The organism is Actinomadura livida, from assembly GCF_014648675.1.
GTDB lineage: Bacteria > Actinomycetota > Actinomycetes > Streptosporangiales > Streptosporangiaceae > Spirillospora > Spirillospora livida.
This window is the reverse complement of record NZ_BMRO01000021.1, coordinates 98,096-124,628: the sequence shown is the minus strand read 5'-3', so window position 1 is coordinate 124,628 and position 26,533 is coordinate 98,096. Positions and strand designations below refer to the sequence as shown.

Here is a 26,533-nt window from a genome sequence, read left to right as displayed (position 1 = left end):
TGTGGGAGAGTAGGACGCCGCCGGACTCATATTAGGGGTAAGGGCCCCGCCTCATGGCGGGGCCCTTTCTCATTTCTACGGCCTGCTCACTCCTCCACCAACGCTCTCGCGTAGTTGGCAAGCGAGCGGTTGTACACAGGCAGGTGGCGCGAGAGTGCACCCAGCGCGAGCGACGCGGCCTCCCGGTCGCGGCCGAGATCGGTGAGCGCGAGTGCCAAGAACGCGGTGACAGCGTCGTCCAGCTCGTCGGACACGGCATCTCGTTCCGCGGTAAGGAGGGCGACGCTTTCTTCGACCCGACCCAGGTTGCGGAGTGTGCTGGCGTACTGGATCGTCGCCTGACGTCGGCGCTTCTCATCCAGGCCCGCCTCGAAGGCCATGCGGTAGTGCGTGGCAGCCTCCGCCTCATTCCCGATTGAGTCATGGGCTGATGCGAGCTCGTAGTTCGCAACGGCGTCGTCGGCAGGAAGCTCGGCGGCCAATTCCTTGACCTTCGCGAGAAAGTCTTCCGGCTCGTGGTCGTCGAAGGTGGTCCAGAGCTCGGCGATCCGCCGTTCCCAGTCCGGCCTCGTTTTGATCATCGGCCAAGGATAGGGCAGGTCGGGGCGCATACAGGAGCCGACCGATGACGGTGAGCCTGCAACGCTTGTGCAACGTGTGGCGGGTGAGAATCGAAGTGTTCGACGTTGTTCGGACCATGGTCGCGCCGGGGCCAACCCACACATTTGCGTCGGCGCGGCCACCCGTCTCGGTGGCCCCTGCCGCACGCGTCTCCTTCGTCCGAAACCTCGCTCGACTGCACTGCGGGTCGGAGCGGTGAGCTTGGCTCGTATCGGATCTACTGACCAACCCCAGGATGCTTGTCCAGCCATGGCATCGCGGCACGGTGCCTACGGATCGGACGGAAGTGTTCGTCGGGGAAGGTAGTCCGGAAGGTGAGCTCTGGGGCGTACGGCGTCCATTTTCAGACGGCTTGGCAGGACGTCGAGCGCTTGGTCTGCCCGGATGCACGTCCGCGACGCCGTCACGGCGTGCGTGATAGGCGTTCTGCGGTCGTCGTCTCAGGTGGGCGACGCGGCATTCGGGCGTACCAGGATGCCTGAGGCGCGCGACGTCGGCTGTTGTCAGTTGATCCTGCGCCGAAGGGTTCGTTGTTCTTGGTGGCTCAGTAGTGGTCGGAGCGGTATCGGGATAGACGGAGTTCGTAACCGGTCGACTCGCCGGCTTCGGTGAGTGCGTGGCCGATGCTCGTTGCGGCACTCCAGATCCATGCCTGCACGAGCCGGACGGATTCACCCACGGGCGTGGCGCTGACCGTTTCCTTCACGGCCAGCCGAAGTTGCTGGAGTTCCTCCACACTTGTGGCCGCGTGGTCGAGTGCTCGCTGGCGGCCGTCCTGGCTGGTCGTTTCCGTCAGTTCCATCGCGGCCTGGAGGAGGTCCGGTCGGCGAGCCGGCTGGACGGTCTTCGGTGGCTCAGGTGGACGGCCTTTCCCGATCCCCTCGATCGCCTCAATCAGCAGAGTCAACGCTTGGACTTCGTCGCGGTCGCCGCTGCTCCAGGGCTTGCTGAGGAGCGGCACAACCTGGTTCCAGGTGATGTGGGCCAGGCGCGCGTCGGTCGACTTCAGTGGCGTCCAGGCCATTTCAGGCGTGAGGTAGGTCGGAATCTGCGTCGGTTGATGGCTGGACGCGGCGGCCTTGAGTTCGGTCATCCGGAGCCGGTCGTCCCATAGCACCGCGTAGTCCGGTGCCGCACCTGCCTCCCCGTCGTGGCGCCGGGGCGGTCGAATTCTTCGACGAAGGAGGGGAGCGTTGTCCATTCCTCGGTGCCGAAGCAGAGCCCGTCCAAGGCGAGCAGGAAGTCGCGGCCCTTGGGGCTCGGGGCGTTACGGCTGTTCCAGTGCGGATAGGGGCCGTTGAGGATCAGCATGGTCAGGAGGCGTTGGCAGTGCTCCTCCCGGCCGAGTTTGAGATTCCGCAGTAGCCGCAGCGAAGACTCACCGATCGCCATGGCTTGAAGCTACGCCGATGAGACGCCGCGAACACCTGGCCGAGGCTGTTCTGGTTCGGCATGACCGATACAGGTCGCCCGGATGCCGCCGGTCGGTCAACATTCCAAAGCGTCCGTGAGTGGGGGATGGGCCTTGCCCGGCGGGAGGGACGGGCAAGGCCCATTCGGGTTCAGGTCAGCATTTGATCCAGTGTCCTGGGCCGGTCTCCTTGATGGTGCTGGTGGTGAAGACGTTCCACAGACCCAGGTTCTGGTTGGAGCCGTTGGCGTAGGTGATGCCCATCGAATGGTGGGCTCGTCCGGCGGTGGTGTGGGCGTAGTTCGACGCGGTCACGCACTCGGGTGTTTCCGTGGGAGGGGTGGTCGGCGGGGTGGGTCCGCCGTCGGTGATGGCCGTGACCATGTTGACGACCGCTTTCATCTGCGGGCCGTTCTTGAGGGGGTACTGGGCCGACTGGTAGCCCCACCAGTCCCAGCAGCCGCGCGGGTTGGTCCCCGCCGTCGCCGTGGCCTGCGGATAGAGGACGATCATGTCGTTGGTGTCGGCGTACTCGTTGAGGTACGCCTTGTCCATGAAGGTGTCGCCGATGTTGCCGTAGTACTGGTAGCAGCCGTGCAGCGCGACCATCAGCTTGCAGGATCCCTGCTCGCAGGACTTCGGGACGTAGGCGAACCCTTCGTCGCCCATGCTGATCGAGGTGGCGTCACCGCCGGGGACGTACGCGTTCTGGTCGAATCGGATCAGTTGTCCGGTCAGTGACGAGGCGGCGGGCTGCAACGTGCCGTACAGGTGCGTCAGCATGTCCCCCACGGAGTCGCCGCCGCAGTCGTTGATCCATGGCGACTGGGTGACCGAGCAGGCGCCGGGGCCGATGGGGCTGATCCAGGCGTGCCCGGCGGGGGAGCCGCGATCGTAAACGACGTCGGCGCCGAGATCGCGGTAGTAGGTGGCGAGGTCGTCGTTGACCGCCTGGGCGACGGTGGTGTCGGACGTGCCGTGGTACAGCCACACGGGGTCGCCCGACAGGTTGCCGACGGGATCGACGGTGCCGGCAGCGGCGCGGTCGCGGGTGAGCTGTTCGAGTTGGGCGGGGGTCTTGCGCGGCAGGTAGGTCGCCATGCACGCGTTGAGCGCGGTGCTCAGGCTGTTCTGCGCGCAGTCGTAGGCGCCGGCGGAGAAGATGCCGGCTCCCTGGAAGAGGGTGGAGTAGGCGACGTGGAGTTGGTTCGCCATGAATCCGCCGGACGACACTCCGCTGACATGGGTGGAGCTGATGTCGTACTTGGCGAGCGGGGCGGGCGTCGGTGCCGGTACGGCGGCGTGGACGATGGACAGTGAGGTCGTTGCCAGGGTGACGGCCATGATCGCGGCCCAGATTCCCTGTTTTGTCCTCAGTCGCACCTGACCTCCTAGGACGGGGTGGTGCCGTCATCGTCCGGAGATCGGCGTGCCGTCCACTAGATCGAGCACGAACACAATCGCGTAGATCAACATGGAGAGCAGAGCCACGGCCGATGGCCGCCGCGGGGACGGGCGCGGGGGCGGAGGTGGTGGTTTTCCGGGAGATGGCGGTGAATCTGCCGGGGGGCCGCCGGGGACGCCGTAGGCTGCTCTGGTGACTGAGAAGCTGTGGCAGATCGAACCGTCGGGGCCGCTTCGCGGGGACGTCACCGTGCGGGGAGCGAAGAACGCGGTCAGCAAGCACATGGTCGCGGCGATGCTGGGGGACGGGCCGAGCACCATCGGCAACGCGCCGGACGTCGGTGAGGTCGGGATCACCGCGGGCATGCTGGAGCACGTCGGCATGACGGTGGAGCGGGCCAACGGGGACGTGACGGTCGTGCCGGGGCCGGTGACGGACCCGAGCGTCGGCAAGGCGTTCACCGGGCTGAACCGCATCCCGATCCTGATGCTGGGGCCGCTGCTGCACCTGGCGGGCGAGGCGTTCGTGCCGATGGTCGGCGGCGACCCGATCGGCAGGCGCCCGGTCGACTTCCATGTCGACGCGCTCCGCGCGTTCGGGGCCGAGGTGACGCACGAGGCCGACGGGATCCACGCGCGGGCGTCGCGGCTCGTGGGGGCGCGGATCGAGCTTCCGTACCCGAGCGTCGGCGCCACCGAGACGGTGCTGCTCGCGGCGGTGCGGGCGCAGGGCAAGACCGTCATCCGGAACGCGGCCACCGAACCGGAGATCATCGAGCTGGCGCTGTTCCTGCAGCGGATGGGGGCGCGGATCTCGTTCGCGCCGGACCGGCGGATCGTGGTGGAGGGCGTCGAGCGGCTGAACGGCGCGCTGACGCGCCTGGAGGGCGACCGGATCGAGGCGTTCTCCTACCTGGTGGCGGGCCTCGTCACCCGGGGAGAGGTGCGGGTGCACGGGTGCCCGCAGGACCGGCTCGTCACCGCGATCACCACGCTCGCCCGGATGGGCGCCGAGTTCGAGATCACCGACGACTGGATCATGGCGTCGGCGCCGAACGGGCTGCGGCCCGCCGCCGTGCAGACCGACACGCATCCCGGGTTCGCGACCGACTGGCAGACGCCCCTGATGGTGCTGTTCACCCAGGCGGAGGGCATGTCGGTGCTGCACGAGACCGTGTACGAGAACAGGCTCGCGTACGTGCCGGCGCTGCAGAGCATGGGCGCCGAGATCGAGGTCTACGACACGTGCCTGGGCGGTCCCGCGTGCCGCTACCACGACACGGCGGCGCTGCACTCGGCCGTGGTCCGCGGCGTGAGCAAGCTCCGCGGCGGCGACGTGACCATGCCCGACATCCGGGCCGGGTTCTCGGCGGTGCTGGCGGCGGCGGTGGCGGAAGGGCCGTCCACCCTGCGGGGCGTCCACCACATCGAGCGCGGCTACCACCGGCCGGTGGAGCAGTTCCGCGCGCTGGGCCTGGCCCTGCGGGCGGGCTAGCGGCTGACGGTCACGGACGTGTCCGGCCAGGTGAACGTGAGCGCGCCGCCGATCGGGAGGTCGCGCCAGAGCGGCGCCGTCTCGTCCAGGCGGTCGAGGACGCGGTCGACGATCGGCGCGTCCTCGGCCGGGATCGGCCTGCGTTCGGCCCACGCGGGCGTCCGCGCTCCCGCCCGGCGCCGCCAGGCGAGATCGCACAGGCCCGCGAGGTGCTCCGACCTGGCCATGTCGCCGGGGTCGGTCCGGCTGAGGGACGCCTCCCGCTTCTTCAGCCTGCGCCGCTCCCGGGCCTGCCTGCGCGGGTCGCCGGGCGCGTCGGACGCCGCCAGGAACTCGCCCCCGCCGGCCGCGGCCCGCCCGTAGACGCCGGACGCCAGCCCCAGCTCCGCCTCGACCAGGTAGTGGACGAGGTCGTGCGGGATCTCGTCGTCGTACGCGGGCGCGGGGTCCATCCGGCGGGGCGCCTGACCCGGGAGGGTGACGACGGTCGCGTACCGGCGCTCACCGGTGCGTTCGAAGCTGACCTTCATCCGGCCAGGCTAGGGACGGGACCTGGCGGCGCGCACTCCATTTTCCGCCGCCCACCGGTTGAGGTGATGGCCGGAAGGTACAAGACGGGGTGTGGAGGCGGTGGGCACGCTGGGGGCATGAATATGAAGAAGGCATCCGACTTCATGGCCACGCACGCGCGGACGCTCGACCGGCGCCGGTTCGAGGTGCTGACCGGCCGGGGCGACCCGGACGCGCTGCTCGCCGCGCTGAACGCCTACCGGAACCCCGACGGCGGCTACGGTCACGGACTCGAACCCGACCTGCGGTCGAGGACGAGCCAGCCCGGCCCGGCGCTGCACGCCTTCGAGGTCTTCGCGGAACTCGGGCCCGCCACGGCGCCCCAGGCCGTCGCGCTCTGCGACTGGCTGGACTCGGTGACGCTGCCGGACGGCGGCCTGCCGTTCGCGCTGCCGATCCCGGACCCGGCGGGCTGCGCGCCGTTCTGGACGGGCGCCGATCCGGCGGCGTCCTCGCTGCAGATCACCGCGGTGGTGGCGGCGATGGCGCAGCGCGTCGCCGTGCACGACAAGGCGGTCGCCGCGCATCCCTGGCTCGGCCGCGCGACCCGCTACTGCCTCGACGGCGTCCGGGCGAGGGACGACCTGCACGCCCTGGAGCTGGCGTTCGCGGTGTGGCTGGCGGACGCCGTCGAGGACAGCGAGGTCCTGGCGCTGCTCGGCGCGCACATCCCGGAGAACGGCCTGGTCCACGTCGAGGGCGGGCTCGCGGACGAGATGATGCGGCCCCTCGACTTCGCGCCCTATCCCGGCCGCCCCGCTCGGGCGCTCTTCGCGCCGGAGGCCGTGGCGGCGGAGCTGCGGCGCCTGGAGGAGCAGCAGCAGGACGACGGCGGGTGGACGGTCGATTTCGCCAGCTACTCGCCCGCCGCGGAGCTCGAATGGCGCGGGTACACGACCGTCAAGGCGGTCTCCATCCTGACGGCCGACACCGGACGTTAGGACCGGGGCGCGTCCGGGGAGCCGTGAAATGCTTGAGACGCAGGTCACACCGACCCGACGGAGGCTCCCGATGGACAACGGCCCTGGCCACACGGCGCTGACCCCGCTCGCGTTCCTCAAACGGTCGGCGGACGTCTTCCCCGGGAAGACCGCCTACGCCTACGGGGACCGCCGCGCCACGTACCGGGAGTTCGCCGCCGAGACGACGAGGCTCGCGAACGCGCTGCGGGCGTCGGGGATCGGGCCGGGAGACCGGGTCGCCTATCTGGCGCCGAACGTCCCGGAGCTGCTGGTGGCGCACTTCGCCGTGCCGCTCGCCGGGGCCGTGCTCGTCGCGATCAACACGCGGCTGGCCGCGGAGGAGATCCGCTACATCCTCGACCATGCGGGGGCGAAGGCGCTGGTCGTGGACGCGGGCCTGCATCCGTCGGTGGCGCCGCTCGCGGGCGCGCTGCCCCAGGTCGTCACGGTCCCGGCCGCCGGCGCCGACCCCGACCCGGCGGTCGGCGGCATCCCCTATGCCGAGCTGCTGGCGCGCGGCTCGGACGACCCGCTGACCTGGGACGTGGACGACGAGAACGCGGCCATATCGATCAACTACACGTCCGGCACCACGGGACGGCCGAAGGGCGTCGTGTACACGCACCGCGGGGCGTACCTGAACGCGCTCGGCGAGGTGACGCACTCGCGCCACACCCCGGACAGCGTCTACCTGTGGACGCTGCCGATGTTCCACTGCAACGGGTGGTGCACGCCGTGGGCGCTCGCCGCGATCGGCGGGACGCAGGTGTGCCTGCGCGCCGTCGTGGCGGGGGAGGTGTGGCGGCTCATCGGCACCGAGGGCGTCACGCACCTCAACGCCGCGCCGACCGTGCTGGTGGCGATCGCGAACGCGGCCGAGGCGCATCCGCTGGAGCGGCCGCTGACCGTCACGACCGCGGGCGCGCCGCCGAGCCCCACGATCATCGGGCAGATGGAGGAGCTCGGCGCCGGCATCGTCCACGTCTACGGGCTCACGGAGACCTACGGGCCCTACTCGGTGTGCGAGGCGCAGCCGGGATGGCCCGCGCTGCCCACGCCAGAGCGGGCCCGGCTGCTGGCCCGGCAGGGCGTCGGCATGATCCAGACGGACGGGCTGCGCGTCGTCGACGAGGAGATGAACGACGTCCCGGCGGACGGCGAGACGCTCGGCGAGATCGTCATGCGCGGCAACAACGTCATGAAGGGCTACCACCGGGACGAGGAGGCCACCGCGAAGGCGTTCCGCGGCGGGTGGTTCCACTCCGGCGACCTCGGCGTCCGCCACCCCGACGGCTACGTCGAGCTGCGCGACCGGTCCAAGGACATCATCATCTCCGGCGGCGAGAACATCTCCACGGTGGAGGTGGAGCGCGCGATCGACTCGCATCCGGCGGTCCTGGAGGTCGCCGTCGTCGCGGTGCCGGACGAGAAGTGGGGCGAGCGCCCCAAGGCGTTCGTGGTGCTCCGCGACGGGCACGCCGCCACCGGGGCCGAGCTGATCGGGCACGTCAGGGAGAGCCTCGCCCGGTTCAAGGCGCCCGACTCGGTGGAGTTCGTGGCCGAGCTGCCGAAGACGTCCACCGGCAAGATCCAGAAGTTCCAGCTCCGGGAGAAGGAGTGGGCCGGCATGGGACGCCGCGTCCAGGGCTGACGGCGCCGCGCGCCGACGACGCGAGAACGCCCGCCGTACAGGGCGTCCCGTAGGTGAGGACCGGCCGTTCGGGGGAAGTGTTCCCTGGGCGGGGGCCGGGGTCCGGCCGCCGAGCGCGTGAGAAGGGAACGGGATGGCGCCCACCGGGAAGCCGACGGGAAACGTGCTGATCGTGGGGGCGGGCCCGACGGGTCTCCTGCTCGCGGGCGACCTGGCCGCGGCCGGGATCGGCTGCACGGTGCTGGAGCGCCGCGGCGAGGAGACGAGCAACCTGACGCGGGCGTTCGCCGTGCACGCCCGCACGCTGGAGATGCTGGACGCGCGGGGCGTGGCGAACGAGCTCACCTCGACGGGCCGGCGGGTGGGGGCGATCCAGCTGCTGGGGACCACGAGCCTCGACCTGTCGCGGCTGCCGGGCCGGTTCCCGTACGTGCTGGTCACGCCGCAGTACGAGACCGAGCGCGTGCTGAGGGAACGGGCGGTGGCCGAGGGCGCGGAGATCGTGCACGGCGCCGAGGTCGTGGGGCTGCACCAGGACGCGGCGGGCGTCGACGTCGAGGTGCGGATGCCCGGAGGCGGCACCGAGACCCGCCGCGCGTCCTACGTCGTCGGGGCCGACGGGGTCCGCAGCACGGTCCGGCGCCTGCTGGGCCTGCCGTTTCCCGGCCAGGCGGCCGTCCGGTCGGTGATGCTCGCCGACGTCCGGCTGGCCGACCCGCCCGCCGGCGTCCTGACGGTCAACGCGGTGGGCGACGCGTTCGCGTTCCTGGCGCCGTTCGGGGACGGCTGGTACCGGGCCATCGCCTGGAACCGGCGGCACCAGCCGCCCGACTCCGAGCCCGTCGACATGGCCGAGCTGCGCGAGGTGACGCGCCGCGCCCTCGGCACCGACCACGGCATGCACGACCCGCGCTGGACGTCCCGGTTCCACAGCGACGAGCGGCAGGTGCCCCAGTACCGGGTGGGCCGGGTGTTCCTCGCGGGCGACGCCGCGCACGTCCACTCGCCGGTCGGCGGGCAGGGCATGAACACCGGCATCCAGGACGCCGCGAACCTCGGCTGGAAGCTCGCTGCGCAGGTGCGCGGCTGGGCCCCGTCGTGGCTCCTCGACAGCTACCACGAGGAACGGCACCCGGTCGGGCGGCTCGTCGTGCGCGGCAGCGGCGCGGCACTGCGGGTCGTCCTCGCCGAGCCGCTCTGGGCGCGCCGGGCCCGCGGCGCCGCCGCCTGGGCGGCCACCCGCACCCCGCCGGTCGCGCGGCGGCTGGCGGGGGCCGTCTCCGGCATCGACATCGCCTATCCGGCGCCGCGCGGCTCCCACCGGCTGACCGGGCGGCGCGCACCGGACGTCCCGTTGGCGGGGAGCCCGGGACGGCTGTACGGGCTGCTCGGCGACGGCCGGTTCGTGCTGGTCGTCGCGGCGAACGATCCCGCGGTGACCTACCTGGCGGCCAAGCGGTGGGCGGGCCGCGTCCACTGCGTCCTCGCCGGCGGCGCGACCCGCACGACCGCGCTGGTGCGGCCGGACGGGTACATCGCGTGGGCGACCGACGAGACGGCGCCCGACCGGCGGGCCGCGGTGATCCGCGACGCCCTGAACCAGTGGTGCGGGCAGCCCGTGGACCGGCACGTCCACGGACCGCGGCCGGCGGGCGGCGTCCCCGGCGGCGACCTTCCCCGGGAGGAGCGGAGGACCTGACATGGCGGAGCACACGGAACCGGGCGAGGCGCGGGCGGACCGGGCGGGCGGTCGCAGCGTCGCCCGGAAACTGATCGCGTCGCACCTGGTGAGCGGCGAGATGACAGCCGGCCGCGAGATCGGCCTGCGCGTCGACCAGACCCTCACCCAGGACGCGACCGGCACGCTGGTCATGCTGGAGCTGGAGGCCCTCGACCTGGACCGGGTCCGCACGGACGTGTCCGTCCAGTACGTCGACCACAACCTGCTCCAGGCCGACGAGCGCAACATGGCCGACCACATCTTCCTGCGGTCGGCGTGCCGCCGGTACGGGCTCTGGTACTCCAAGGCCGGCAACGGCGTCTCGCACCCCACGCACATGCAGCGGTTCGGCGTGCCCGGCGCGACGATGGTCGGCTCCGACTCGCACACGTGCGCGGCCGGGTCGCTCGGCATGCTCGCGATCGGCGTCGGCGGCCTGGAGGTCGCGATGGCGATGGCGGGCGAGCCGCTGCACGTGACGATGCCGGAGATCTGGGGCGTGCGGCTGACCGGGGGGCTGCCGCCGTGGCTGAGCGCCAAGGACGTGATCCTGGAGATGCTGCGGCGGCACGGCGTGCGCGGCGGCGTCAACCGGATCATCGAATACCACGGCCCCGGCCTCGCGTCGCTGACCGCGATGGACCGGCACGTCATCGCCAACATGGGCGCCGAACTGGGCGCGACGACGACGGTGTTCCCGTCCGACGGGCGGGTCCTGGAGTTCCTGGTCGCCGAGGACCGCGAGGACGCCTTCACCGAGATCGTCGCCGACCCGGACGCGTCCTACGACGTCACCGACGAGATCGACCTGTCCGCCCTCGAACCGCTGATCGCGCGGCCCGGCTCGCCCGGCGACGTCGTGCCGGTGCGGGAGGTGGCGGGGGAGGAGGTCCACCAGGTGGTCGTCGGGTCGTCCGCGAACCCGGGGCTGCGCGACTTCGCGTCCGTGGCGGCGATCGTCAAGGGCCGCCAGGTGCCGCCGCAGGTGTCGCTGGACGTCAACCCGACCTCCCGGCAGATCCTGGTCGACCTGACCCGGATGGGCGCGACCGCCGACCTCGTCCAGGCCGGGGCCCGCATCCACCAGGCGGGGTGCCTCGGCTGCATCGGCATGGGGCAGGCGCCCGCGATCGGCCGCAACAGCCTGCGGACGTTCCCGCGCAACTTCCCCGGCCGGTCCGGCACCAGGGGCGACCTGGTCTGGCTCTGCTCGCCCGAGACCGCCGCGGCCGCCGCGCTCACCGGCCGGATCACCGACCCCCGCGACCTCGGCACCGACCCGCCCGCCGTCCGGCTGCCGCGGCGGTCCAGCGTCAACCGCGACATGCTCGAAGCGCCGCCCCCCGCGGACGCGGCGCCCCGCCCCGAGCTGGAGAAGGCACCGAGCATCGGTGTGCTGCCCGAACTCGACCCGCTCCCGGAGGAGCTGGAGATCCCCGTCGTCATCAAGGTCGGCGACGACGTGTCCACCGACGAGATCCTCCAGGCGGGCGCGCGGGCCCTGCCGTTCCGCAGCGACATCGCCAGGCTCGCCGACTTCGCGTTCACCCGCATCGACGAGGACTACCCGCGGCGGGCGCGGGAGGCCGGGCCGCACGCCGTTGTAGGCGGCCGCAACTACGGCCAGGGATCCTCGCGCGAGCACGCCGCGATCGCACCCCGCCACCTTGGGCTCCGCCTTGTCCTGGCCCGCGGGTACGCGCGCATCCACTGGCAGAACCTCGTCAACTTCGGGATCCTGCCCCTCGAATTCGCGGAGGGGGGCGACTACGACCGGGTCGGGCAGGGCGACGTGCTGCGCATCGGGGGCGTCCGCGACGCGTTGAAGGCAGGGAACGAGGTCGAGGTCCGCAACGTGACCAAGGGCGAGACGTACCGCGCGCTCCACCGCCTGTCGCAGCGGCAGCGGGATCTGGTCGCCGCCGGCGGCCAGATCCCGCTGCTCCGCGAACGAGCCCTGAACGAGCGGTGACGCTCTCCGGGGGTCGTCGGGGAACTGCTCAGTAGCGGCGTTCCTCGCGGCCGTAGCCGAGTTCCTCGGCCACGTCGGCGACGTTCTCGTACTCGCGCTTGGGCAGCGTCCGCAGCGCCTCGACGGTGGTGTCGGGGGCGCCGCCCTCGGCGGCGTGCCGGATCAGCTCGTTCGGCCGCGCCGGGTACCGCACGCCCGTCAGCATCCGGGCGAGGGCGCTGCGTCCCTCGACGTCCTGCGCGGTCATTCCGGGCGGGGAGCCCTCCCGGTCCGCGGCCGGCTGCGCGGCCGGGTCGTCGGGGTCGTCGTTGGAGAAGGGCTCGGTCTCCTTGAACTCCTCGGCGTGGGTGGGATGACCGCCGCTGACCATGCCCTGCGTCTCGCGCTCGATCTGCTCGTCCAGCTTCGCGCCGTGCTTGTCGCTCTTGTCTGGCATCGTTCGTTCGTCCTCCCTGCGCGCCTACCGGACGGATCGTTCCCGGGCGCACGTGCCCAAACATGCGGCCGATCTTGCGGCGGGTCATGTGGCGGGGGATGGTACGGTGTGGCGCATGCTGCCGCGGGAGGGCGTGAACGCCGTCAGGGTCGTGGTCTCCCTGCTGGTCGCCGGGGAGTACGCGGAACTGGAGACGCTGACCGAGGGGCGCCGGCTCAGCGCGGCCGACCTGGCCGGGGCGATCGAGGGCCGCGGGCTCGACCTGATCAGCCCGCCGGAGGACGCCTTCGACGCGGTCGGCGCGACCGGCGTCGAAGGCGCCCCCGGCGGGCGGCCCCGCTTCCGCGTGGCGTTCCCGCTGTGGACGGCGCAGGAGGGCCGCTCCGCCCTGAACCTGTACCTCACCCTGACCGAGGTCATGGACGGCGTGTGGACGGTGGAACTCGACCGGATCGGCGCCCCCGCGAACGGCGCTCCCTGAGAACGGGCCCCCTTAGGGCTGCGACAGCCGCATCATCCGCAGGACCCGGCGCACCAGCGACTTCTGCTCGGCCGCGACCGGGGTGTCCGCCTCCGGCCCCGCGTCGCCGGCGGCGGGTCCGCCCGCCGGGCCGGCGGGCGACCGCTGCGGCTCGTCGGCCAGCTCGTAGGTGACCGGCAGCGACCGCAGGCCGCGCATCATGGGCGACGACCGCCACGGAAGCTGGTCGGCGGGCAGCGCGAGCCGCAGCCCGGAGAACCGCTCGAACAGCCGCTCCACCGCGATCGTGGTGATGGTCGTGGCGAGATCGCGGCCGAGGCAAGCGTGCGGCCCCGCGCCCCACGCCAGGTGCGCGCGGGAGCTGTAGATGGAGTCGGGCGTCATGGTGCCGGTGAACGCGGGGTCCAGGTGGGCCGCCGCGGGCGACAGCATCACCGGGTCCCCGGCGGCGATCAGGAACCGGCCGACGCGCACGTCCGTCTTCGGCCACCGGAACGTCAGGTTGGCCATGGGCGGGCTGGTGATCGCGGCGCGGTTGACCGCCTCCGGCAGCATCCCGGCGGAGATGCTGTCGCGCACCCCGGTGTCCCCGGCGATCACCTCGGCGATCGTGTTGCAGACCAGCGTCCCGGTGTAGTCGCCGACCAGCCCGATGAGCATGGTCATCTCGCGGGTGAGCTCGTCGACGGTCAGGTCGGGCACCGCGGCGATCATGTAGGACGGCAGGTCCTCGCCGGGGGCGGTCAGCTTGGCCTGGCAGATGGCGGCGACCTCGGCGGTCAGCCGCCCGGCCGCCTCGGCGGCGTCCGGCCCGGCGTCCAGCATCCGCCACATGTCCATGATGATGTCGTCGCCGCGGCCGGGCTCGGCGCCGAGCAGCCGGCCCACGATCATCAGCGGCAGCGGCCGGGCGTACTGCGCCGACAGGTCGGTCCACCCGGTCCGGCCGCCGTTCTCCGACAGCACGGTGATCAGCTCGTCGGCGTACCGCCGGATGGCCCGCTCCAGCTCCTTCGCCTGCGTGCGCGTGCGGTCCTGGAAGGGGCGCAGTCCCTCGCTCCAGGCGCCGCGGAGCCGGGTGAGGTCGGGGCCGTCGCGGAACACCGAGTTGTCGATCTCGAAGGCCGGGAGCAGCGGCCAGTCGGCGGGGACGCGGCCCTCCCGGCGCGCCCGCCAGGAGTCGAGACGCTTGCTCCAGATGCCCCGCGTGTCGCGCAGGATGTCGAGGGTCTGCGGGTAGCCGATCACGAGCCACGCCGGCACGCCGAGGACGTCCACCGGGGCGACCGGTCCGTACTCGGCGCGGAGGCGCTCGTAGAAGAGGGCGGGGCGGGACTCGTAGTCCCGGTTGACCAGCGGCTGGACGGCGAGCGACTCCAGCGGCGGATGTGCGGGCGCGGTCTCTGCGTGCGACGTCTGGGGCTCCACCCGCACAAACTTAGGAGAGATCCTTCCGTAGTGACCGGTCGATGACGAAATATCCCCTGGCTGATCTTCCGGCGGGGGTCAGCATGGCCGGTCGCCGCGGCTTATGTGAGGCTGGGGGTGTCCCTACAAGAGCTGGAGGTCCGCATGGCCGACTCGCCAGGAGCGCCGGAGGACGGCGAGGACGATGTGAAGCGCAGGTTCCGGGAGGCCCTGGAGCGCAAGCGCGGCGCGGGGGGCAAGAACGCCGGCTCGGCGGGCAGGAACGGCCCCAAGGTGCGCGGCACGCATGACCGTGCCGACCATCAGCGGCAGTTCCGCCGCAAGAGCGGCTGACGGGGCCGCCCGGCCAGCGACCCCCGCGCGGATGCGCGGGGGTCGACCCGTATCTGCCTGAGGCCGCCCGGCGGGTGTGCTTCTGTCAGCCCTGGTACAGCTTCTTCGCGTAGTTGTCCTCGGAGTAGTACCGCTCCAGTTCCTCCACGCTCTCCTTCGCGTACCGCAGGTCGGCGACGATGCGGGCGTGCGAAGGAAGCGCGTCCGGCTCCCACGTGCCGGGCTTCCACAGCTTGGAGCGCATGAGCGCCTTCGCGCAGTGGAAGAAGATCTGCTCGATCTCCACGACCAGCGCGAGCGACGGGCGGTGCCCGTTGACGACCATCTCGTCGAAGAACGGCGCGTCGCGGACGAGGCTCGCCCGGCCGTTGACGCGCAGCGTCTCGCCGCGGCCGGGGACGAGGAAGATCAGCCCCGCGTGCGGGTTGCCCAGGACGTTCAGGTAGCCGTCGGCGCGGCGGTTGCCGGGCCGTTCCGGGACGGCGATCGTCGTGTCGTCGATGACGTGCACGAACCCGGGCGGGTCGCCCTTGGGGGAGACGTCGCAGTTGCCGTCCGCGTCACTGGTGGCGATCAGGCAGAACGGCGAGCGGGCGAGCCAGTCGCGGTCCCGCGCGTGCAGCCTCACCCGCTCTTTGGCGACCGCCCGCGGCATCGGCGCGCCGAGGATCTCGCGCAGCTCCTCGGGGGAGGTGATCGTCGCGGACTCGGGGACGAGCGTCATCGCCGCTCCTTCCGGGAGGGAACCGGAGGATCAGCCTAACCGGCGGCATCTCACCCGTCGGCCGCGCCCCGGGGCACGCCCGGTTCGGGCGCCGATGACCGCGCCGCGGCCTCTCCGCGAGGCCGCGGCACGGTCACGGGCCGCCGCGCCGGACGCCCGGTCCGCCATGCGCACGGCTGACCGCGGGCACGGGGCGGACGCCCATGGGGAAGGGGCGGCGTTTCTCAGGAGGAGTACTCGTCGTCGTACTCGTCGGGGTAGGGCAGCCTGCTGCCCGCCGGCATGCCGCCCGAGCCGCGGCCCTTCGGCTCCTCCCAATCCTCCTGCCGGCCGAGGGCCGTCAGGTCCAGGAAGTAGTAGGCGCCGCCGACCTGCTCCGCGCCGCGGGCGAACATCGAGTAGGTGTGGTAGACGGTGTCGCCGTCCCGCAGGAAGCAGCTCGTGCCGGGCAGCTCCATCGGGCGGTCGCCCTCCGGCGGCAGGGGCCGGTAGTTGTACTCCTCCGGTGCCACGGACCCGTCGATCGTGACGTGGTAGTCGTAGTTGAAGTCGCTGCCGTACGAGGAGTACCAGGGGAACACCCAGCCCATCTCCGCCTTGAACGGCGCAATCTTCGTGTACGGGGCCCGCGAGACCGCCACGTAGGTGGTGTCGCGCTCGTTCAGGTGCCGCAGATGGCCGACCGAGATCTCGGCGAGTCCCGACGAGCAGCTCCGGCAGGCGCGGTCCCATTCGGGGTCCCACATCGTGTGCCCCATGATGAGCTGGCGGCGGCCGTGGAACAGGTCGAGCAGGCTCGCCTTGCCGTCCGGGCCCTCGAAGACGTAGTCCTTCTCGACCCGCACCATCGGCAGGCGGCGCCGCTCAGTGTTCAGCGCGTCGCGTGCGCGGGTGAGCTCCTTCTCCTTGGCGAGCAGCCTTTTGCGTGCGGCCGTCCACTCTTCGCGAGAGACGACTTCGGGGAGCGCCATCGGTATGTCCTCCGTCCGAATCGGTCCATCGGTGGTTCATCCGATGCAGACCCGCGGGGCCGCGGAAACTCATCGCTCCCGCCGTCCCCGTTCCGGACGGGGCGGTCAGCGCCGCACGGCGTAGCGGCGGACTCCCGACTCGTCGTGGGCGTCCAGGACGCCCCTGTCGGCCAGGACGTCCAGGTGGGCCTCGATCTCCAGGACGGCCAGCATGCGGCTGAAGGCGTCCAGGTCTTCCAGGGTGCGCCTCCTGCGCGTCCACGGCAGCGCGGCGGCGACCTCGAAGGCCGTCGTGTGCCCCGCCCGGACCTCCGCGGCGGCGGCGTCGAGCCGCTCGGCGTGGTGCTCCAGCAGCTGGTCGACCCGGGTGTGCACGCTCGGCGTCACCGGGCCGTGCGCGGGCAGCAGCAGCGTGTCGGGCATGTCCCGGACGAGCCGCAGCGACTCCAGGTAGCTGCGCAGCGGCTTGCGCTCGGGCTCGGTCTCCAGCCCGATCGACGGGGTGATGTGCGGCAGGACGTGGTCGCCGGCGAACAGCAGTCCCGCGGCGGCGTCCCGCAGCACGACGTGGCCGCGCGTGTGGCCCGGTGTGGCGAAGACGTCCAGCCCGCGGCCGGTGAGGCCGATGCGCTCCCCGTCGTCCAGCCACCCGTCGGGGCGGGTGTGCGGGATGTCCCGTTCGGACCTGTCCATCGGCAGGTTCGCGATCTCGTCGGCGAGGCCGGGCGCGCCGCAGCGGCGCAGCATCTCCACCTGCCGGGGGTGCAGGCCCCGGCTCACGTCGAACGCCTCGATCGAGGCCTGCTCGCCGCGCCCGATCCGCACCCGCGTCCCGAACGACTCGCGCAGCGCGAGGGCCTGCGAGTAGTGGTCCCAGTGCGCGTGCGTGACGAGGAATTGCGCGACGTCGTCCAGCCCGTGGCCGATCGTGCGGAGGCCGCGCTCCAGAGTCGTCCGCGTGTCGTCCATCGCCCAGCCGGAGTCCACGACGACGAGTCCGGCGGAGTCCTCGATGACGTAGACGTTGACCGCGTGCAGCGACGGGATCGGCAGCGGCAGCGGGATGCGGTGCACCCCCGGCGCCACGGGATGCGCGCCCGGTTCCGTCCAGTCGGTCTGCTGTTGCACGGCCGGTGCCGTCACCGCGCGCCCCCCTGTCGTCATCTCGCCGTCGCCGTCTCGGCCGCCGTCCCGGCGATTCTGGAATCTCGTTCCAATCGAACGTACTCGATGCCGGTGGTCCCCCTGGCATCTGGGGTGGCGGTCAGCCGTGCCGTGCGTCACGGTCGGCGGCGCGGCGGGCCTCCCGCGCGGCCTCGCGGGCTTCCCGCGCCTCCTCCTCGGCCCGGGCGCGGTGCTGCGCGGCGCGCTCGGCCCGGCGCACCGCCGCGTCGCGTCCGGCGATCGCCCGGTCCAGCTCGTGGCGCAGCCGCCCGACCTCGGCGGACGCCTCCTCGGCCTCCCGGCTCGCCGCCTCGGCCCGCTCCCGCCGCTCGGCGAGCCTGCGGTCCGCGGCCTCGGCGCGCCTGCGCAGCGTCTCCGCCCGCCGCGCCCGCGCCGCGCTCGTCCGCGTGACGTTCGACCGGCCCCGCCCCTTCGCCTTGACCGGCTCCTCCGCCTCGGCGGGCTCCATTGCCGGCTTCTCCCGGGCGGGCGCCTTGGCGGGCGGCTTCTCCTCGGCCTTCTTCTCCTCGGCCTTGGGCTTGGCGCCCTCCTGGCCGTTCTGGGGCGCCATGGGGAACCCGGCGGGGACGAAGCCCGTGTGGCTGCGCGGCTGGGAGAGGCGTCCCGCACGGACCCCGTCGGCGATGTCCGCGTCCACGGTGGCGGCCTGGAGCGTGTCCTCCACCTCGCGGAGGGCCTGCTCGCGCAGCGGGCCGCCCGCCTCGGCGGCGAGATCCGCCGCCGTTCGCACCAGCGAGCCCACGAGCCGCGCGCGCCGCTGCTCCAGGTCCCCGAGCCCGCCGCCGGAGCCCCAGGCCGCGCGGATCTCGGCACCGACGTCCAGCAGGCGCTCCAGGTCCTCCGCGGCCGAGCGGGCGAGGAGGTTCACCGCCCACGCCGACAGCGTCGGGCGGCGCAGCTCCCCGATCCGCTTGGCGAGGGCCCGGTCGCCCGCGTCCTTCGCCTCCTGGGCCAGCCGCTTCCTCGTCGCCACGAACCCGGACGGCGGGACGCCGTACAGCTCGCCGGCCGCGCTGGAGAAGTCCACGCCTGATCCCTACCCACCTGATCCGCCCGCCCGCGCCCGGGGTTTCAGCGGGTGTCGAGGAACCGGTCCAGCACCCGGGTGCCGAAGGCGAGCCCGTCGAGCGGCACCCGCTCGTCCACGCCGTGGAACATGCCGAGGTAGTCCAGGCCCGGCCCGAGGCGCAGGGGGGCGAAGCCGTAGCTCGCGATGCCGATCCGGTGGAACGCCTTCGCGTCGGTGCCGCCCGCCATGACGTACGGGACGGGGCGGGCGGCCGGGTCCTCGGCGCGGAGCGCGTCCGCCAGCGCGGCGAACGTCGGCCCGGCCGGGTCGGCGGCCGGCGCCTCCTCGTGGTTGAGGAACGCGCGGGCGACCTTCGGGCCGAGCAGCCGGTCGACGGTGGCGAGGAACTCGTCGCCGGTCCCCGGCAGGTAGCGCCCGTCGACCTGCGCGGTCGCCGTGCCCGGCACGACGTTCACCTTGTAGCCGGCGTCGAGGCGGGTCGGGTTGGCCGAGTTGCGGATCGTCCCGGCGAACAGGCGGCCGGCCGCTCCGAGGCGCACCGCCTCCTCGTCCAGCCGGTCGTGGTCGACGGCGGTGCCGAGCGCGTCCGCGAGGCCGTCCAGCAGCGCCCGGACGCCGGGGGTCAGCCGGACGGGCCACTCGTGGGCGGCCAGCCGGGACACGGCGTGCGCGATCTCGGCGACGGCGTTGTCGGGCGCGGGCTTGGACCCGTGCCCGGCGGTGCCGCGCGCCGTGAGCCGCATCCACGCCGTGCCGCGCTCCCCGGTCGCGATGGGGTAGACGCGCGCGGCGCCCGCGTCCACGCTGAAGCCGCCGGACTCGCTGATCGCCTCGGCGCACCCGTCGAAGAATCCGCGGTGCTCGCGCGCGACGTACCGGGAGCCGTGCTCGCCGGTGCACTCCTCGTCGGCCAGGAACGCCAGGACGAGGTCGCCGCGCGTCCGCCGCCCCTCGCGCAGCCGCCGCCGGACGACGGCGAGGGTCATCGCGAGGCTGCCCTTCATGTCGATGGCGCCGCGTCCCCACACGCATCCGTCGCGGACCTCGCCCGAGAAAGGGGGAACGGTCCACTCCGCCGGGTCGGCGGGCACCACGTCCAGGTGGCCGTGGACCAGGAACGCGGGATGGCCGGGATCGGCGCCGGGGACGCGGGCCAGGACGCTCGCGCGGCCGGGCGCGGACTCCACGATCTTCGCCTCGGCGCCCGCCTCGTCCAGGAGCGCGGCGACGTGCTCGGCGGCCGGCCGTTCCGGACGTGCCACGCCCTCGCCCCGGTTGGTGGTGTCGAAGCGGATCAGGTCGGCGCAGATCGCCGCCGCGTCGGCCGCGGCCCCGCCGTCGTCACCGCCGCCCCGGTCGTCGCGCACCTTCACCCCCGGACGCCGCTCCTGCAACGCGACCTCATTCTTCCCCCACGCCCGCCCCTGTCAATGATGATCAAGATGTCTCGATCCGGTCTCGACTCCGTGAGCCCCGTATCCAAAGCGTCACCGAGAGTACGACCCTGCGAGCAATCTAGGTGCGGCGGGTGGCCAAGCACCCGCGGCGCGAGGCAGCGACGGGTGGGAGGACGATGCGAAGCCAGAGGGGTGCCGTAAGGGGTGTGCGCGCAAGGGGTGTGTCCGGGCGGGCGAGGGGGATGGCCGCGGTGGTGCTGGCGGCCTCGCTCGGGCTGTCCGCCTGCGGCGGCGGCGGTGACGCCGGCGCGAGTGACGGCACGTTCACCGCGGGCCATTCCGAACCCGACCACCTGATGCCCGCCAACACGACCAGCAGCTATTCCTTCGACGTGATCAGCGAGCTCTTCGACAACCTGATGACGCTGGACCGCGAGGGCCGGGCCGTCCCGCTCGCCGCCGAATCGGTCGCCTCGGACGACCAGAAGGTCTGGACGATCAAGGTCAAGCCGGGCCAGAAGTTCCACAACGACGAGGCCGTGACCGCGCAGAGCTTCGCCGACGCGTGGAACCACGCCGCCTACGGGCCGAACGGCATGGGCGCCAACGACTACTTCTCCCACATCGAGGGGTACGGGGCGATGAACCCCGAGGACGAGAACGCCGAACCGGAGGCCGACACGCTGTCCGGGGTCGAGGTCGTCGACGAGAACACCCTCGAGGTCACGCTCAACCACCCGTTCAGCCAGTTCCCGCTGCTGCTCACCTACCCGGCGTACGCGCCGATGCCGAAGGCCGGGCTCAAGGACCCCAAGGCGTTCGACGAGCGCCCGATCGGCAACGGCCCGTACATGATGGACGGGGAGTGGGAGCGCAACAAGCAGATCAAGCTCGTCGCGTTCCCCGGCTACACCGGGCCGCGCAAGCCCAAGAACAAGGGCGTCACCTGGAAGAGCTACTCCAGCGCCGACACCGCCTACACCGACCTGCGTGCGGGCAGCCTCGACGTGCTCCAGACCATCCCGTCAGGAAAGGTGCCCGAGGCCGAGAAGGTGTTCGGCGACCGGTTCATCACCGGCGAGATGGGCACGATCGACTACCTCGGCTTCCCCCTGTTCGACAAGCGCTTCGCCGAGCCGGACCTGCGCAGGGCCATCTCGATGGTCATCGACAGGGAGGGCATCAACAAGGCGGTCTACAACGGCGCCTACTTCCCGGCCGACTCGCTGCTGCCGTCGATCATCCCCGGCCACCGCGACAACGCCTGCGGCGAGTTGTGCACCTACGACCCGGCCAAGGCGAAGGAGCTGTTCGACAAGGCCGGCGGGTTCGAGGGGACGCTGGAGCTGTACTTCTCCAACGCGCAGCCGACCTACGCGCAATGGATGCGGATCGTCGCGAACTCCCTGCGCGACAACCTCGGCATCCAGGAGATCGAGTTCCGGCAGGTCCCCGCGTCCGACTACTTCTCCATGCTGCGCGCCCGCGAGGAGAAGGGCCCGTACCGGCAGAACTGGGAGGCCGACTACCCGAGCCCGCAGAACTACCTCGAGAACATGTGGGGCTCGGACAACAACCGCATGGGCTGGAAGAGCGAGGAGTTCGACGAGCTCATCGCCGAGGCGAACCGCACGGCGGACCAGCAGAAGGCCATCGGGCTCTACAACCGGGCGGAGGACATCGCCATCGAGGAGATGCCGATGATCCCGCTGTGGACGTGGGCCCGCCAGGGAGGGCACTCCGACAACGTCGGCAACGTCACCGTCACGCCGTACGCGACGGGTCTGCTCGCCCACGAAGTGACGGTGAAGTAGCCCCCGATGTGGCGTTACGTCGTCCGGCGGCTCCTCCAGGCGGTCCCGGTCTTCTTCGGCACCACGCTCCTCATCTACGCGATGGTGTTCGCGCTGCCGGGAGACCCGATCCAGGCGCTCGCCGGGGACAAGCCGGTCCCGGAGAACGTCCTGCGGACGCTCCGGGACCGGTACAACCTGAACGATCCGCTGCTGGTGCAGTACGCGAAGTACATGTGGGGCCTCGCCCAGGGCGACCTGGGCGAGAACTACACCGGCCAGAGCGTGTCGGAGATGCTCGGCGGGCGCTGGGCGGTGACCGCGCGGCTCGCGCTCACCGCCTGGCTCTTCGAGCTGGTCATCGGGATCGCGCTCGGCGTGTGGGCGGGCCTGCGGCGCGGCAGGCTCGCCGACACCCTCGTCCTCGGCGGGACGACCCTGGTGATCGCGGTGCCGGTGTTCGTCCTCGGCTACATCGCGCAGATCGTGTTCGGGCTGCACTGGCAGATCTTCCCGACGGCCGGGACCGAGGACGGGTGGCCGATGAGCTACCTGCTGCCCGGCATCGTGCTCGGCTCGCTCGGCCTGTCGTACGTGGCGCGGCTGACCCGCACGAGCCTGGCGGAGAACCTCCGGGCCGACTACGTCCGGACCGCGCGGGCGAAGGGGCTGTCGAAGGCGCGGGTCATCGGCCGGCACACGCTGCGCAACTCGCTGATCCCCGTGGTGACCTACCTCGGCGTCGACTTCGGGAACCTGATGGGCGGCGCGATCGTGACCGAGGGGATCTTCAACCTGCCGGGCGTCGGGCAGCAGGTGTTCCAGTCGATCCAGCTCAAGGAGGGGCCGGTCGTGGTCGGCGCGGTCACCGTGCTGGTGCTGATCTTCCTGCTGGTCAACCTGGTCGTGGACCTGCTGTACGGGGTCCTGGACCCGCGGATCAGGTACGAGTAGGGGGCCGGGGATGACGACGAAGGAGGCGCAGGCCGAGGTCACCGCGGCGGCGGGCGGCGAGGTCGGCCGGGCGTCGCTGTGGGGCGACGCGTGGCGCGACCTGCGGCGCCGCTGGATCTTCTGGGCCTCGGTGGCGGTCCTGGCCGTGGTCGCGGTGATGGCCACCCGTCCGGGCCTGTTCACCGGCACCGCGGCCAACGAGGGGTGCGACCCGAACCTGTCCAAGCTCGGCCCGTCCGGCGAGCACTGGTTCGGCACCGACCTCGCCGGCTGCGACTACTACGCGCACGTGGTGCACGGCGCCCGGCCCACGCTGCTCATCGGCGTCGCGGTGACGCTGTTCGCGCTGCTGATCGCGGTGGTGTTCGGGATGCTGTCGGGCTACTACGGCGGCGTCCTCGACGCGCTGGTCTCCCGGCTGACCGACGTGTTCTTCGGGCTGCCGTTCGTGCTGGGCGGCACGGTGATCCTCGTCGCGTTCCCCGGGCACGGCATCGGCGCGATGACGCTGGTGCTGGTGCTGCTCGGCTGGACGACGATGATCCGCATCATGCGGGGGCAGGTCATCTCCGTCCGCGACGCCGACTACGTGCAGGCCGCGCGGCTGCTCGGCGCGTCCGACCGCCGGGTCATGGCCCGGCACATCCTGCCGAACGCGATCGCCCCGGTGATCGTGGTCGCCACCCTCAACGTCGGCAACGTCATCGTGGGGGAGGCGACGCTGGACTTCCTCGGCGTCGGCCTGCAGTACCCGCAGGTCTCCTGGGGCCTCCAGCTCGGCCAGGCCAAGGACGCCTTCATGGTCCACCCGCATCTGCTGATCTTCCCCGCGGCGTTCCTGTCGGCCACGGTGCTGAGCTTCCTGCTGCTCGGCGACGCCGTCCGCGACGCCCTCGACCCGAAGCTGCGGTGAGCGATGACCGGAGAACGTGACACGGCCGCGGGCCTGGCGGCCGAGGCGGTCCCGGCGCCGCGCCCGGCGGAGCCGCTGCTGGCCGTCGACGACCTGCACGTCCGCTTCCGGGTGCGCGGCCGGGACGTGCACGCCGTGAACGGGCTGTCCTACACCCTCGCGGAGGGGGAGACGGTCGCGGTCCTCGGCGAGTCGGGGTCCGGCAAGAGCGTCGCGGCGCAGGCCGTCATGGGCATCCTCGACGTCCCGCCCGCCCGGATCGAGCGGGGCTCGGTGCGGCTGCGCGGCGAGGAGCTGCTGGGACTGCCGGAGCGGCGCCGCCGCGAGTACCGCGGCGAGCGCATCTCGATGATCTTCCAGGACGCGCTGACCGCGCTGAACCCGGTGTTCACCGTCGGCGACCAGATCCGCGAGATGTACCGGGTGCACCGCGGGCTCGGCCGCCGCGAGGCCCGGGACCGGGCGGTCGAACTGATGGAGCGGGTGCGGATCCCGTCGGCGGCGCGGCGGTTCGGCGACCACCCGCACCAGTTCTCCGGCGGCATGCGGCAGCGGGCCATGATCGCGATGGCGCTGGCGCTGGAGCCGGACGTCCTGATCGCCGACGAGCCCACCACCGCCCTCGACGTGACCGTCCAGGCGCAGATCATGCGCCTGCTCGCCGGGCTCCAGGAGGAACTGGGCATGGGCATGGTCCTGATCACCCACGACCTCGGCGTCGTCGCCGGCGTCGCCGACCGGATCGTCGTCATGTACGCCGGGTCGGTCGCCGAGCAGGCGCCCGCCCGGGAGCTGTACGCGCGGCCCGCCCACCCCTACACGCGCGGGCTGCTGACGTCGGTGCCGCGGCTCGACCGGCGCGGCGGGCCGCTCGTCCCGATCAAGGGGGCGCCGCCGGACCCGGCCGCGCTGCCGCCCGGCTGCCCGTTCCGGCCGCGCTGCCCGCGCGCGGAGGCGGTCTGCGCGGCGGAGACGCCGCCGCTCGCCACCGTCGCGCCCGGCCACGCCGCCGCCTGCCACTTCGCCGAGGAGGTGCACGGTGCCTGATCCGGCAGAGGCCCCGATCCTGCGGGTGGAGGGGCTCGTCAAGCACTACCCGGTGACCCGCGGGATCGTGCTGAAACGCACGGTCGGCCAGGTCAAGGCCGTGGACGGCGTCGACCTTGAGCTGCGCCGGGGCGAGACCCTCGGCGTCGTCGGCGAGTCCGGCTGCGGGAAGTCGACGCTGGCGCGGCTGCTGCTCGCCGCGGAACGCCCCACGGCCGGGACGGTCCGCTTCGACGGCCGCGACGTGTTCGCGCTGCCGAAACCCGAGCTGCGGGCGCTGCGCCGCCGCATCCAGATCGTCCTGCAGGACCCCTACTCGTCGCTCAACCCGCGGATGACGGTCGGGGACATCGTGGGCGAGCCGTTCGCGATCCACCCGGAGGTCGCGCCGAAGCGCGAGCGGCGCGCGCGGGTGCGGGAGCTGCTGGAGTTCGTCGGCCTGGACCCCGGCCACGTCGACCGGTACCCGCACCAGTTCTCCGGCGGGCAGCGCCAGCGCGTCGGGATCGCCCGCGCCCTGGCGCTGCGCCCCGACGTGCTCGTGTGCGACGAGCCCGTATCGGCGCTCGACGTCTCCGTCCAGGCGCAGGTGATGAACCTGCTCGCCGACCTCCGGCGGGAGCTGGGCCTGGCGCAGGTGTTCATCGCGCACGACCTCGCCGCCGTCCGGCACATCTCCGACCGCGTCGCCGTCATGTACCTGGGCAAGGTCGTAGAGACGGGCGACGAGACCGAGATCTACGAGCACCCGACCCACCCGTACACGCAGGCGCTGCTGTCGGCCGTGCCCGTGCCCGACCCGGACGCGCCCGGCTGGACGGGCCAGATCCGGCTGGAGGGGGAGCCGCCGTCGCCGCTCGACCCGCCGTCCGGCTGCCGGTTCCGGACCCGCTGCTGGAAGGCCCGGGACGTGTGCGCCGAGCAGGAGCCCCGGCTGGAGGAGCGGGACGGTTCCGCGCACCCCAGCGCCTGCCACTTCGCGGGCGAGGACGCCCTCACCGAGCGGACCTGACGTTCGGCGGGCACTCCGCAGGGGGTTCCGTAGGGTGGGGCCATGGCGCGTAAGGGCAGGCGTGAACCCCGGCCGAACGTCTACCGGGTCGACGGCGGGGAGGCCGAGCTCCTCCGCGACGCCGACCGCGACGGCGGCTGGATGCTGCTCGTCGGCGGCGTGCCCCAGTCGTACGTGAACCTGTCCGACCCGACCTACCTCGACTTCGAGTACATGCGGCTCATGGGCGACGTGGTCGACGCCCTCGGGGTGGACGGCGAGGCGTTCGACGCCGTCCACATCGGCGGCGCCGGCTGCACGCTGCCCCGCTACATCGCCGCGACCAGGCCGGGGTCCCGGCAGATCGTCCTGGAGCCGGACGCGGAACTGGTGCGCCTCGTCCGCGAGCAGCTGCCCGTCAAGGGCATCCCGGGCCTGCGGATCCGGATCACCGACGGCCGCTCGGGCATCGCCGCGCTCGCCGACGACTCCGACGACCTCGTCGTGATGGACGCGTTCGCCGAGGCGTCCATGCCCGCCGAGCTCGCGACCCGCGAGTTCGTGCTGGACGCCGCGCGGGTGCTGCGGCCCGGCGGCGTCTACATGGCCAACGTCGCCGACGGCTTCCGGCTGCCCTTCGCCCGCAGGGTCGCCGCCACGGTGCGTTCGGTGTTCGAGCACGCGCTGCTCATGGCCGACCCGGGCGTGCTGCGGGGCCGCCGGTTCGGCAACCTCATCGTGGCGGGGTCCCCGGAGCCGCTGCCGGTGGCGGAGCTGACCCGCCGCGCGGCGGGCGGCATCGCGCGGGCCCGGCTGCTGGAGGGCGGCGACCTCGCCGCCTTCTGCGGGGGCGCGGCGCCGCTGCGCGACGGCGAGGAGATCGTCGCCCCCGTCCCGCCGCCACAGGTCTTCGGCGATTCCTGACCGGAGAGTTCCCGTGGACGAGCGATTTCCGGATGACCGCCAGGCCGGAACGCGAGCGACGGAATTCCCGGACGGTTTCCCCTGCCGTATCGGCCGCACGCGGGCCCGCGATGTCCCATA

At 72.4% G+C, this 26,533-nt stretch carries 25 protein-coding genes; 13 read left to right on the top strand and 12 right to left on the bottom strand.

What is annotated here, in order from left to right; genetic code table 11:
* Positions 1-86: 86 nt before the first annotated feature.
* The 4 genes from IEZ03_RS34355 to IEZ03_RS34340 all read right to left on the bottom strand — a co-directional run bounded on the left by IEZ03_RS34355 (position 87) and on the right by IEZ03_RS34340 (position 3,415).
* Positions 87-581, bottom strand: coding sequence for a tetratricopeptide repeat protein (locus tag IEZ03_RS34355; protein ID WP_184885226.1), 495 nt, complete (start codon positions 579-581; stop codon positions 87-89).
* Positions 582-1,165: 584 nt separating this feature from the next.
* The gene (locus IEZ03_RS34350) at positions 1,166-1,714 is read right to left on the bottom strand and encodes a hypothetical protein (RefSeq protein WP_184885224.1); all 549 of its coding nucleotides are present in this window, start codon (positions 1,712-1,714) and stop codon (positions 1,166-1,168) included.
* Positions 1,711-2,013, bottom strand: a complete 303-nt coding sequence (locus IEZ03_RS34345; protein ID WP_184885222.1) for a hypothetical protein — start codon at positions 2,011-2,013, stop codon at positions 1,711-1,713. Before IEZ03_RS34345 ends, IEZ03_RS34350 begins: the two co-directional genes overlap by 4 nt.
* Before the next feature lie 175 nt (positions 2,014-2,188).
* Positions 2,189-3,415, bottom strand: coding sequence for an extracellular catalytic domain type 2 short-chain-length polyhydroxyalkanoate depolymerase (locus IEZ03_RS34340; protein ID WP_184885220.1), 1,227 nt, complete (start codon positions 3,413-3,415; stop codon positions 2,189-2,191).
* Between the two features lie 214 nt (positions 3,416-3,629).
* Here IEZ03_RS34340 and murA point away from each other — a divergent pair, with 214 nt between their 5' ends.
* Positions 3,630-4,931, top strand: coding sequence for a UDP-N-acetylglucosamine 1-carboxyvinyltransferase (murA, locus tag IEZ03_RS34335; protein ID WP_184885218.1), 1,302 nt, complete (start codon positions 3,630-3,632; stop codon positions 4,929-4,931).
* On the opposite strand, the gene IEZ03_RS34330 is transcribed toward murA, so the two are convergent.
* Entirely contained in the window at positions 4,928-5,461 is a 534-nt protein-coding gene (locus IEZ03_RS34330) for a hypothetical protein (protein ID WP_132043528.1), read from the bottom strand. The two genes, murA and IEZ03_RS34330, sit on opposite strands and share 4 nt — an antisense overlap.
* Positions 5,462-5,578: 117 nt before the next feature.
* Here IEZ03_RS34330 and IEZ03_RS34325 point away from each other — a divergent pair, with 117 nt between their 5' ends.
* From IEZ03_RS34325 to IEZ03_RS34310, 4 genes are all read left to right on the top strand, one after another.
* Positions 5,579-6,442 (top strand): hypothetical protein, encoded by an 864-nt coding sequence (locus tag IEZ03_RS34325; RefSeq protein ID WP_184885216.1) that lies wholly within the window; start codon positions 5,579-5,581, stop codon positions 6,440-6,442.
* A gap of 70 nt (positions 6,443-6,512) precedes the next feature.
* Positions 6,513-8,114, top strand: a complete 1,602-nt coding sequence (locus IEZ03_RS34320; protein ID WP_184885214.1) for an acyl--CoA ligase family protein — start codon at positions 6,513-6,515, stop codon at positions 8,112-8,114.
* 133 nt (positions 8,115-8,247) lie between these two features.
* A complete protein-coding gene (locus tag IEZ03_RS34315; RefSeq protein ID WP_184885212.1) occupies positions 8,248-9,813 on the top strand; it encodes an FAD-dependent monooxygenase in 1,566 nt (521 codons plus the stop codon).
* A gap of 1 nt (position 9,814) precedes the next feature.
* Positions 9,815-11,806 carry an aconitate hydratase gene (locus tag IEZ03_RS34310; RefSeq protein ID WP_184885210.1) on the top strand — a complete coding sequence of 664 codons (1,992 nt, stop codon included), beginning with the start codon at positions 9,815-9,817 and terminating at the stop codon, positions 11,804-11,806.
* 28 nt (positions 11,807-11,834) lie between these two features.
* On the opposite strand, the gene IEZ03_RS34305 is transcribed toward IEZ03_RS34310, so the two are convergent.
* Complete coding sequence (locus IEZ03_RS34305; protein WP_184885208.1) at positions 11,835-12,242, bottom strand: DUF2795 domain-containing protein; 408 nt, start codon at positions 12,240-12,242, stop codon at positions 11,835-11,837.
* Between the two features lie 115 nt (positions 12,243-12,357).
* Here IEZ03_RS34305 and IEZ03_RS34300 point away from each other — a divergent pair, with 115 nt between their 5' ends.
* The gene (locus tag IEZ03_RS34300; protein ID WP_184885206.1) at positions 12,358-12,723 is read left to right on the top strand and encodes a DUF7668 domain-containing protein; all 366 of its coding nucleotides are present in this window, start codon (positions 12,358-12,360) and stop codon (positions 12,721-12,723) included.
* A 12-nt stretch (positions 12,724-12,735) separates the two neighbouring features.
* Here the strand turns inward: IEZ03_RS34300 and IEZ03_RS34295 are convergent, their stop codons facing one another.
* A complete protein-coding gene (locus IEZ03_RS34295; RefSeq protein WP_184885204.1) occupies positions 12,736-14,151 on the bottom strand; it encodes a cytochrome P450 in 1,416 nt (471 codons plus the stop codon).
* Positions 14,152-14,295: 144 nt separating this feature from the next.
* On the opposite strand from IEZ03_RS34295, the gene IEZ03_RS34290 reads away from it, so the two are divergent.
* Positions 14,296-14,484: a DUF5302 domain-containing protein gene (locus IEZ03_RS34290; RefSeq protein ID WP_132043545.1), complete on the top strand. Its 189-nt coding sequence runs from the start codon at positions 14,296-14,298 to the stop codon at positions 14,482-14,484.
* An 85-nt stretch (positions 14,485-14,569) separates the two neighbouring features.
* Here IEZ03_RS34290 and IEZ03_RS34285 read toward each other — a convergent pair whose 3' ends face one another.
* The 5 genes from IEZ03_RS34285 to IEZ03_RS34265 form a co-directional block, all read right to left on the bottom strand.
* Positions 14,570-15,208, bottom strand: coding sequence for a pyridoxamine 5'-phosphate oxidase family protein (locus IEZ03_RS34285; protein ID WP_184885201.1), 639 nt, complete (start codon positions 15,206-15,208; stop codon positions 14,570-14,572).
* A 224-nt stretch (positions 15,209-15,432) separates the two neighbouring features.
* Positions 15,433-16,179, bottom strand: coding sequence for a DUF899 domain-containing protein (locus tag IEZ03_RS34280; RefSeq protein WP_184885199.1), 747 nt, complete (start codon positions 16,177-16,179; stop codon positions 15,433-15,435).
* Positions 16,180-16,284: 105 nt separating this feature from the next.
* Complete coding sequence (locus tag IEZ03_RS34275) at positions 16,285-17,307, bottom strand: MBL fold metallo-hydrolase (protein ID WP_229808752.1); 1,023 nt, start codon at positions 17,305-17,307, stop codon at positions 16,285-16,287.
* A 136-nt stretch (positions 17,308-17,443) separates the two neighbouring features.
* Positions 17,444-18,391: a hypothetical protein gene (locus IEZ03_RS34270; RefSeq protein ID WP_184885194.1), complete on the bottom strand. Its 948-nt coding sequence runs from the start codon at positions 18,389-18,391 to the stop codon at positions 17,444-17,446.
* 44 nt (positions 18,392-18,435) lie between these two features.
* A complete protein-coding gene (locus IEZ03_RS34265) occupies positions 18,436-19,761 on the bottom strand; it encodes a M20/M25/M40 family metallo-hydrolase (protein WP_184890684.1) in 1,326 nt (441 codons plus the stop codon).
* Positions 19,762-20,033: 272 nt separating this feature from the next.
* On the opposite strand from IEZ03_RS34265, the gene IEZ03_RS34260 reads away from it, so the two are divergent.
* Genes IEZ03_RS34260 through IEZ03_RS34235 form a run of 6 tightly spaced genes read left to right on the top strand, consistent with a single transcriptional unit; the run spans position 20,034 to position 26,413 of the window.
* Positions 20,034-21,605, top strand: a complete 1,572-nt coding sequence (locus IEZ03_RS34260) for a peptide ABC transporter substrate-binding protein (RefSeq protein ID WP_184885191.1) — start codon at positions 20,034-20,036, stop codon at positions 21,603-21,605.
* A 6-nt stretch (positions 21,606-21,611) separates the two neighbouring features.
* Positions 21,612-22,538: an ABC transporter permease gene (locus IEZ03_RS34255; RefSeq protein ID WP_184885189.1), complete on the top strand. Its 927-nt coding sequence runs from the start codon at positions 21,612-21,614 to the stop codon at positions 22,536-22,538.
* 10 nt (positions 22,539-22,548) lie between these two features.
* Positions 22,549-23,451 (top strand): ABC transporter permease, encoded by a 903-nt coding sequence (locus IEZ03_RS34250; protein ID WP_184885187.1) that lies wholly within the window; start codon positions 22,549-22,551, stop codon positions 23,449-23,451.
* 3 nt (positions 23,452-23,454) lie between these two features.
* Positions 23,455-24,498, top strand: coding sequence for an ABC transporter ATP-binding protein (locus IEZ03_RS34245; protein ID WP_184885185.1), 1,044 nt, complete (start codon positions 23,455-23,457; stop codon positions 24,496-24,498).
* Complete coding sequence (locus tag IEZ03_RS34240) at positions 24,491-25,510, top strand: ABC transporter ATP-binding protein (protein WP_184885183.1); 1,020 nt, start codon at positions 24,491-24,493, stop codon at positions 25,508-25,510. Before IEZ03_RS34245 ends, IEZ03_RS34240 begins: the two co-directional genes overlap by 8 nt.
* Before the next feature lie 42 nt (positions 25,511-25,552).
* Positions 25,553-26,413 carry a spermidine synthase gene (locus IEZ03_RS34235; RefSeq protein WP_184885181.1) on the top strand — a complete coding sequence of 287 codons (861 nt, stop codon included), beginning with the start codon at positions 25,553-25,555 and terminating at the stop codon, positions 26,411-26,413.
* Positions 26,414-26,533 lie beyond the last annotated feature (120 nt).